Origin of the sequence: Kurthia gibsonii, from assembly GCF_006539985.1 — a bacterium.
Lineage (GTDB): Bacteria > Bacillota > Bacilli > Bacillales_A > Planococcaceae > Kurthia > Kurthia gibsonii.
In genome coordinates this window covers 102,319-111,826 of sequence record NZ_BJOB01000003.1, presented here as the reverse complement: position 1 = coordinate 111,826, position 9,508 = coordinate 102,319, and the positions used below count along the sequence as shown (strand labels likewise).

General features: G+C 38.5%; 8 protein-coding genes. All 8 read right to left on the bottom strand.

What is annotated here, in order from left to right:
- Positions 1–65 precede the first annotated feature (65 nt).
- Positions 66–1,337, bottom strand: coding sequence for a signal recognition particle-docking protein FtsY (gene ftsY / locus KGI01_RS01845; protein ID WP_141272781.1), 1,272 nt, complete (start codon positions 1,335–1,337; stop codon positions 66–68).
- A gap of 15 nt (positions 1,338–1,352) precedes the next feature.
- Positions 1,353–4,913, bottom strand: coding sequence for a chromosome segregation protein SMC (gene smc / locus KGI01_RS01840; protein ID WP_141272779.1), 3,561 nt, complete (start codon positions 4,911–4,913; stop codon positions 1,353–1,355).
- Between the two features lie 10 nt (positions 4,914–4,923).
- On the bottom strand, positions 4,924–5,676 hold the full coding sequence (gene rnc, locus KGI01_RS01835; protein WP_068454959.1) for a ribonuclease III: 753 nt from the start codon (positions 5,674–5,676) through the stop codon (positions 4,924–4,926).
- 160 nt (positions 5,677–5,836) lie between these two features.
- Positions 5,837–6,073, bottom strand: coding sequence for an acyl carrier protein (gene acpP, locus KGI01_RS01830; protein ID WP_068454961.1), 237 nt, complete (start codon positions 6,071–6,073; stop codon positions 5,837–5,839).
- A gap of 117 nt (positions 6,074–6,190) precedes the next feature.
- Positions 6,191–6,934 carry a 3-oxoacyl-[acyl-carrier-protein] reductase gene (fabG, locus tag KGI01_RS01825; RefSeq protein WP_141272777.1) on the bottom strand — a complete coding sequence of 248 codons (744 nt, stop codon included), beginning with the start codon at positions 6,932–6,934 and terminating at the stop codon, positions 6,191–6,193.
- A complete protein-coding gene (gene fabD / locus KGI01_RS01820; RefSeq protein WP_141272775.1) occupies positions 6,924–7,883 on the bottom strand; it encodes an ACP S-malonyltransferase in 960 nt (319 codons plus the stop codon). Before fabD ends, fabG begins: the two co-directional genes overlap by 11 nt.
- Positions 7,883–8,875, bottom strand: a complete 993-nt coding sequence (gene plsX / locus KGI01_RS01815; RefSeq protein ID WP_141272773.1) for a phosphate acyltransferase PlsX — start codon at positions 8,873–8,875, stop codon at positions 7,883–7,885. Before plsX ends, fabD begins: the two co-directional genes overlap by 1 nt.
- On the bottom strand, positions 8,872–9,450 hold the full coding sequence (fapR, locus tag KGI01_RS01810) for a transcription factor FapR (RefSeq protein WP_068454973.1): 579 nt from the start codon (positions 9,448–9,450) through the stop codon (positions 8,872–8,874). The genes plsX and fapR overlap by 4 nt, the downstream gene beginning before the upstream one ends.
- Between the last annotated feature and the right edge of the window lie 58 nt (positions 9,451–9,508).

Here is a 9,508-nt window from a genome sequence, read left to right as displayed (position 1 = left end):
AAAAGACATAAAAAGAGGTCTTGAAAATCCGTAGATTCTCAAGACCTTAGGATTCAAAGAGAAGCCTATTCTTCTTCTTTTAATTGCTCATCTAATGCATCTGCAAATAAGCCATACACATAGCGCTCTGGGTCAAATGGTTGTAAATCGTCCATCTTCTCACCAAGTCCTACGAATTTTACTGGAATATGCAGTTTATTACGAATAGCAATTACGATACCACCTTTAGCTGTACCATCTAATTTTGTTAAGACAATTCCTGTAACATTCGTTGCTTCTTTAAAAGTTTGCGCTTGAATTAATGCATTTTGTCCTGTTGTTGCATCAAGTGCTAATAACACTTCATGCGGTGCATTTGGCACTTCACGTGAGATGACGCGATGTACTTTTTCAAGCTCCTTCATTAAGTTTACTTTATTTTGTAGACGACCTGCTGTATCGCAAATTAATACGTCCACACCGCGGTTCTTCGCTGCATGTACAGCATCGTACATAACAGCCGCTGGGTCTGAACCTTCCGATTGCTTAATCACTTCAACACCGACACGATCGCCCCATACTTGTAATTGGTCGATTGCACCTGCACGGAATGTATCACCAGCAGCTAACATAACTGAACGTCCTTCTGATTTTAAACGGTGTGCTAATTTACCGATTGTCGTTGTTTTACCAACACCATTTACACCTACGAATAGAATCACCGTTAATTCGCCCTTTGGTTGTAAATTCAATTCAATATGGTCGTCTCCAGCTTTTTCATAAATCTCTACTAATTTTTCAGAGATTAATGCTTGGATTCCATCTGTTGATTTGATATTTTTCTTCTGTACTTCATAGCGTAGAATTTCTGTTAATTCCATAACTGTTTCAAAACCAACGTCGGCTTGTAAAAGTACTTCTTCTAATTCTTCAAAGAAATCTTCGTCTACCGTACGATAACGTGCAACTAAGTCATTTACTTTTGATGTAAATGAGTCGCGTGTTTTCGTTAATCCTGATTTGAACTTTTCAGTAATTGAGAAAGCTGAACGGAACCAACCTTTTGATTCTTTTTCTGCCTCTGGTTCGTCTTTTACTTCTTCAACAATGGCAACTTCTTGTTTTTCTTCTTGTACAGTTTCAACCGTTTCTTCTTCAACAGGTTTTGTTGTTTCTTCAACAGGTTTTGTCGTTTCTTCAACGACTTCCTGCTCTTTTACTTCTTCTACAACAGGTAATTCCGCTTTAGCCGGTTCTTCTATTTCAACAACTTCTTCTACCTGTTGTTCTGATTCTTTCACTTCTTCTTTTGATGGTCCACCCATCAATTTTTCTTTCATACGCTTTAAAAAGCTCATGTTTTATTCGCTCCTTTAGGACACTGTTTCTTGTTCTAACTTAACGGATACTAATTTAGATACACCTTGTTCTTGCATCGTGATACCATATAAGACATCCGCGCCTTCCATTGTTACCTTTTTATGTGTAATCACAATGAATTGTGTATCTTCACTGAATTTTTTCAAATATTGACTGTAGCGCGATACATTCGCTTCATCTAACGCTGCCTCTACTTCATCTAAAATACAGAATGGAACTGGGCGTGTGCGCAAGATGGCAAATAATAAAGCGATAGCTGTTAATGCACGTTCGCCACCTGAAAGTAAACCTAGATTTTGCAGTTTTTTCCCTGGTGGTTGTGCAACAATCTCAATACCTGATGTTAATAATTGATCTGGTTCTAGCAAAATTAAATCTGCTTTTCCCCCGCCAAATAATTCTTTGAACACTTCCTGGAAGTGCATGCGAATTTGTTTAAATGTTGTTCCAAAGCGTGTCGTCATCTCTTCATCCATCTCACGAATTGCTTCATACAATGTGTCTTTCGCTTCGAGTAAATCATTACGCTGTGATGTTAAAAATTCATAACGCTCTGCAACAGCCTCGTATTCTTCAATCGCAGAAATATTGACATCTCCTAGCTCCTTAATGGATTGAGATAGCATATTTACTTTACGTTTCGCTACTTCTAAATCCACTTCTAATGCCGGTTCTAGTTGCGCTTCTTCAAACGTTAAATCATAGTTTTGCTGTAATTGTTCAACAGCGTTTGCGCGCTTTACTTCTAGTTTTCCAAGTTGAATTTTCACTTGGTTTTGTTCATTGACAAATTGTTGGTGAATTCGCTGCATCTCTTTTAATGTAGTCGTTTCTTCATCAACGCGTTGCTGTAAGCTAGCACGTTTTTCAACGGATTGTTCAATCGCTGTTTCGAGTTGTTGCTTACGTTTTAATTGTTTTGCAATCTCTTGTTCGAACTGTTCTTCAGAAAGCCCCGTAGTTGCATCACCTTTTGTAACAAATTCGATTTCACGTCGAATTTTAGATACTTCTTCGGCTGCTTCATTAAAGTAACTTCTTGTTTCTTCTGTAGAAGTTTGAATACTTTCGAATTTACCCATTGCTTGTGCATGGTCTTCACGCTGATTCGCTAATTCATTTAATAATGTATCACGCGCTGTTTTCATTTGAACTTTCAATTCGTTCAAACGCTCAATTTCTTGTTCTAAGTGCTGAATTTCTTTCGCTGTTTGATCAAGTTGTTGTACTAAAGCTTCTTGCTTTGTTACAAGCATCGCATGGCGTGACGTTGTATCTTGTTGTTCAGAACCATAAATCGATAGGCTTTGTTGTAACATCTTCTCTTGCGTCACAGTCGCCTGATACGTAGCTTCTAATTCATTCTCTTGAACACGTAATTGCTCACCATGATCACGTTGTACGTCAAGTAGTGTTGCAGCAGATTGTGCTTTTTGTTGCCATTCAGCCACAACCTTTTCAGCTTGCTGAATGGTTGCTTCCATCTCGACTAAATTTGCTTGTAATGTTTCCAGTTCTGCTTTACGACTGAATACGGTATTTTGTTGCTTATTCGCACCGCCACCAGACATCGAACCACCCGCGTTCACAACATCACCATCTAATGTCACAACACGATAGCGATATTGTAAAAACTTCGCAATTTGCGTTGCACCATCTAAGTCTTTTACAACTAGAATATGCCCTAATAAGTTTTCTGCAATACTACGATAACGTTCATCAACTTGAACAAGTTCATCAGCTGTTTGAATAAATGAAGGGTGATCAAGGATTGGTTGTAGCGCTGCTTTTGATAGCTTACGCGATTTCATAATATTCATCGGTAAGAATGTCGCACGTCCTGCACGCACTTGTTTTAAATAACGAATGGCCCTTTTTGCATCTTCATCGGTTGCCGTTACAATATGCTGCATCGCTGCCCCAAGCGCTGTTTCAATCGCTTGTGTATAAGCTCCTTTTGCGTGAATCAATTCAGCAACTGCACCTTGTACACCTTGTAATTGGTTTTGTTCACGCGCCTTTAATACCGCTTTAACGCCTTGATAAAACCCTGCAAAATCAGCCTCTAGTTCAGCTAATGTATCGCGTCTTGAACGCAATTGTTGTACGTGATTATAACCTTCATAAAGCATTTTTTGCTTTTCAGCTAATTGGGTATTCGCTTTTTGTAATTCGGCTTGTGTCGCTTCATAGTCTTTTAAATGCTCTGCAATTTCTAATCGAATTGCATCTAACTTCGGCTCTACTTCTGCTAACGTTGCTTGTGCTTGTTGCAACTCAGCGGTTAATTCACTTGATTTTGATGTGATTTTTTCATCGGACTGACGCTGCTGTTGAATTTGTTGCTCGATACTTTTCAGTTCATTATTCGTTGCCGCTTGTTCATTTAAACGTTCGATATATGTACTTTTTTGATCTTCAATTTCTGCATCTAATTCATCTGTTGAGCGGTTTAAATCCGTTTCTAATTGTTTCACATGTTTTCGTAACTTGTGTACATGATTTTGCGCCTCTTTTAAAGCATGCTCTTTTTCAATAAGCGACTTCTGCCACTGATCTCTTTTAGACTGTGCTTGTTTTAAAGATTCTTTTAGCTTACTTAATTGTGCAGAAGCATTTTTTTGCTTTTCTGCAAATAGATTTTGTTCGCCCTGTAGTCGTGCGTAGTTTTCACTTACTTCTACAACTGTTTTTTGATCTGCATCTAGTTTTTGACCAACTTGAAGTAACTCGTCTTTCATTGACGCAATATGCTGCTCCAACTTTTGAATTTCGACAAGTTTTTCTTGTTGCGACGTATTCCACTGATGTTGGTCTTGTAATAACTTCGCAACGGTGTGATCGATTTGTTCAATATCATGAATTAATACACCAATATCAAATTGGCGGAGTGTGTCCTTCATCTCTAAGTAGTCTTTAGCAGTTGAAGCTTGTAATTGAAGTGGTTCAATTCGCTCATCTAATTCATGTAGAATATCAAGTACGCGATTCAAGTTATCATCTGTTTCAAACAATTTATGCTCTGCTTTTTTGCGGCGTTTTTTATACTTTAAAACACCTGCAGCCTCTTCAAAAATAGCGCGACGATCATCAGGTTTACTATTTAAAATTTCATCGACGCGACCTTGTGAAATAATCGAGAAAGCTTCTTTACCTAAACCAGAATCTAAAAATAAATCCGTAATGTCTTTTAAACGGCAAGTTTGCTTATTTAATAAATATTCACTTTCGCCTGAACGATAAACACGACGCGTTACACTAACTTCGTTATACGAAATTGGTAGACGCTCGTCTTCGTTATCAAGGATTAATGTAACTTCTGCAAAATTCAGTGCTTTTCGCGATTCACTTCCTGCGAAGATGATGTCTTCCATCTTGGCACCACGAAGTGATTTAGCTGATTGTTCACCTAATACCCAACGAATTGCATCGGTTACATTACTTTTCCCACTACCATTCGGACCAACTACCGCCGTCACACCTGGTACAAAATCAATCCCAATTCGTTCAGCAAATGACTTAAATCCAATCACTTCTAATCGTTTAAGATACACCGTAATTCACCTACCCTTTTGGGAACTGCTCTTTTAGCGCGCGCATCGCTGTTTGTGCGGCTTTTTGTTCAGCTTCCTTCTTCGATTTACCATTACCCTCTCCAAGCGTCTCACCGTTTAATGTAACACGTGAAATGAATGTACGATTATGGGCTGGTCCTTGCTCTTTAATAATCTCATAAGTCAACACACCCGAATTCGCTTGTTGAATCATTTCTTGTAGCTGACTTTTAAAATCTACAACATGAGAAAATGTGCCGAGCTCAACTTTTGGGAAAACAACTTTTTCCAAAAATGCAACAACTGTTTCTAAACCTTGGTCTAAATAAAGTGCACCAATGAATGCCTCAAAACAATCGGCTAATAATGCCGGACGTTCACGACCACCTGTCAGTTCCTCACCTTTTCCTAAAAGGACATAATGACCAAAGGATAACTCATTTGCAAAAGTTACTAATGATGGCTCACAGACAATCGCAGCACGCAATTTCGTTAGTTCACCCTCTGTCATCTTAGGAAACATTAGGAATAAAAACTTAGAAACAGTTAGCTCTAATACAGCATCTCCTAAAAACTCTAATCTTTCATTATCTTCAAATCCTTTACGTCGATGTTCGTTTACGTAAGATGAATGTGTGAAAGCATTATATAGTAGGTTTTTATTGTGAAAGCTGATTTTTAAATTCTTTTGTAATTCTTCAAACTTCTTTTTCGCATGCTCAGAAATCGCACTGTTTTTCTGAGATAATTCTTCTATTCTCATTTTATCAACCTCTTATTTTTTAGCTTTACGTACATAGTCAATTTTACTCGTTTATGCTCAATAGTGCAAAATTATTTAGCAATCTGCATAAAAAAAGCCCCCGTTCAGAAACGGGGACTTTATGATAAGTATACATACTTCTAAAGTATGTAAAATCGAATTAGCCAATTTTGCTTTCGATGAAGCTTACTGCTGATCCAACTGTAGAAATTTTTTCAGCATCCTCATCGTCGATTTGCATATCGAATTCTTCTTCAAGTTCCATTACTAGTTCAACAACATCTAGTGAGTCTGCACCTAGGTCCTCTTTGAAAGAAGCTTCTAATGTTACTTCGCTTTCGTCAACACCAAGACGGTCAACGACAACTTTTGTTACGCGTTCAAGTACTGTAGCCAAAATACTCACCTCCCCTCAATAAATTTGCATATTCATCACAACTGGTATGACCACTTTTTGTAGTATACCTTACTCTCTTGATTTTGAATATATTTTTTCGTGCATTTAATGCAAAAGTTACATTACCATACCGCCATCGACATGTAAAGTTTGACCTGTCATATAGCTTGCTTCATCTGATGCAAGGAAGGCAACAACATTTGCAATTTCTTTTGCTTGCCCTAATTTTGCAAGTGGAATTTGTGTTAACATTGTTCCTTTTACATCTTCTGGTAGTACATCTGTCATTTCTGTTTCGATGAATCCAGGCGCTACTGCATTTACACGAATATGACGCGCTGCAAATTCTTTTGCAGTTGTTTTAGTTAAACCAATTACACCTGCTTTAGATGCTACATAGTTCGCTTGACCTGCATTACCAGCCACACCTACGATAGATGCAACGTTTACAATACTACCTGAGCGTTGTTTCATCATTTGACGACTTACTGCTTTTGTACATAAGAATACTGATTTTAAGTTCGTATCAATTACTGCATCCCAATCTTCTTCTTTCATACGCATAATCAGGTTATCACGTGTAATACCAGCGTTATTCACTAAAATATCTACAGAGCCAAAAGCAGCCATTGTAGCATCAACTAAACCTTTTACTTCATCCGCATTGGCAACATTTGCTTGGTGTACGATTGCTTCGCCACCTTTTGCAATAATTTCTGCTGCTACTGCTTCTGCTTTTTCTTTTGAACCGCTATAGTTTACAACTACTTTAGCGCCTTCTTCTGCTAATTTAAGTGCGATTTCGCGTCCGATTCCACGCGATGCCCCTGTTACGATTGCTGCTTGTCCATTAAACTTCACTTGTATTCCACTCCTTCGCTGCTTCTACAACTTGTTGTAATGATGCTTCATCAAATACACAGTATGTTGTTAATTTACGATCTACTTTTTTCACTAATCCACTTAATACTTTACCTGGACCACATTCAATGAATGTATCCACACCTTCTGCTACGAGTTGACGTACTGTTTCTTCCCAACGAACAGGTGAGTATAGTTGTTCGACTAATAGTGAACGAATTTCTGTAGCATCCGTTACTGCTTTTGCTGTTACATTTGCGATAACAGGTGCTTTCGCATCATTCATCTGAATGTCAGCTAACATCTCTTGTAATTTCGAAGCTGCTGGACGCATTAATTCTGAATGGAATGGTCCACTCACAACTAATTGTAAAACACGGCGCGCACCTGCTTCTTTTGCTTTTTCACTTGCTACTTCTACTGCTTTCGCTGTACCCGAGATAACAATTTGTCCTGGGCAGTTTAAGTTTGCTAATTGTACAACTTCTCCCACTTCTTCTGAAGCAGCATCTGTTACAGTTTGTAATGCTTCTGCATCTAAACCAAGTACAGCTGCCATTGAACCTTGTCCTGCTGGAACTGCATCATTCATAAAAAGACCACGTTTATGTACGGCTACAACCGCATCTTCAAAACGCATAACGCCTGAAGCAACAAGTGCAGCGTATTCACCTAAACTGTGTCCCGCTGTGAAGTCTGGATGGACACCATGATCCATTAATTGCTGTGCAACCATTACACCTGTTGTTAATAAGGCTGGTTGCGCATGATATGTTAATGTTAATTCTTCTTGCGGTCCTTCTAACATTAATTTTGATAAGTCAAAACCTAATAATTGATCTGCTTCTGTGTAAAACGCTTTACTTGATGCATTCGCTTCGATTAATTCTGCACCCATTCCAACTGTTTGTGAACCTTGTCCTGGGAAAATAAACGCTACTTTTGTCATTATGCATTCTCCTTTGAAATCGTTTGGTCAATTGTTTGGCATACGCGGTGTTCGACCATAATATGCGTTTGACGAATCGCACTGTAGATGGCCTGTGCTTTCGATGAACCGTGCGCTTTAATAACAGGTGCTTTTAAACCGAATAATGGTGCGCCACCATATTCCGAGTAGTCCATCTTTGTTTTTAAATTCTTTAAATTATTTTTCATCATCATAGCTGCTACTTTTGTTTTTGTCGATGATAAAAACTCTTCTTTTAACATCGCAAAAATATTTCCTGCAACACCTTCGATTGTTTTTAATACCATGTTGCCCGTGAAGCCATCTGTTACAACGACATCTGCTGCGTGGTTTAATAATTCACGTGCTTCCACATTGCCGATAAAGTTGATGTCATTTTGTTCTTTTAATAATTTGAACGCTTGTTTTGTTAAGTCGTTCCCTTTTTTATCTTCTGTACCGATATTTAATAGACCAACTGTTGGTTGTTCAATACCGCGTACTTGTTTCGCATAAATACTCCCCATAATGGCATATTGTAAAATGTTTTCTGGTTTAGCATCGGCATTTGCACCTAAGTCGAGCATATCAAAACCTGCACCATCTAAAGTTGGTAGTGTCGTTGCTAGTGCCGGACGGTCAATGCCATCAATACGGTGGATAATGAATAATCCTGCTGCCATTAATGCACCTGTATTACCTGCTGATACACACGCATCTGCTTCGCCATCTGCTACAGCTTGTGCCATACGCACCATCGATGCATCTTTTTTACGACGAACTGCACGTACTGGTTCATCTGTTCCTTCAATTACTTCTGAACAATGGATGACTTTTACGCGTTCATGTTGTTTTAAATAAGGTGCCATTTTCACTTCGTCACCATATAGTAAGAACTCTACATCTTTAAAATCTTCTACTGCCTGAAACACACCTTCAACGATTTCCTTTGGTGCATGGTCGCCACCCATTGCATCAACTGCTATTTTCATTCGTTTCCACCCTTACCTTTCGTACGGAACATTTCAAAATTCCCGATAAATACCGTTTTTCCTTCAACTGTTGATGTCACAGTTACATACGTACGGTTCGTATCTGCATCCTGCTTCGTAACAACTGCTTTTGCTACAACACGGTTTCCAGCGTGTACAGGTTTTGTGTACGTTAAGTCTGATTTTACCGTTAAGGCTAAATCATCGTCAATGACCGCAACTGCTAGTGAGTTGGCTTGCGCAAAAAGATGATGTCCTCTCGCAATACCATTTCGTTGAAAAACATGTTCTTCCTTTACATCAAAAATCGAAATCGCTCGGTCATCTAAATCAATATCAATAATCTCACCAATGACTTCATCAATCGGCAATGTCTTGACTTCATTTTCAAAATTATGTGCTGCTACATCTTTAATCCGTTCGCGTAGCTCTGGGATGGATAATTCCATACGGTCCAAACGAATTGTCTGGACACTGACGTTAAATTTACTCGCCAATTGATCATCCGTAACGAATGGATTATCTTCAATGGTTTGCTTCAACAATTTTTGTCGCTCTTTTTTTGAATACTTCATTGTTTTTTCCGCCCCTTATTTTAGCACTTGGTACTAATATCAGTATATAAATATAAAA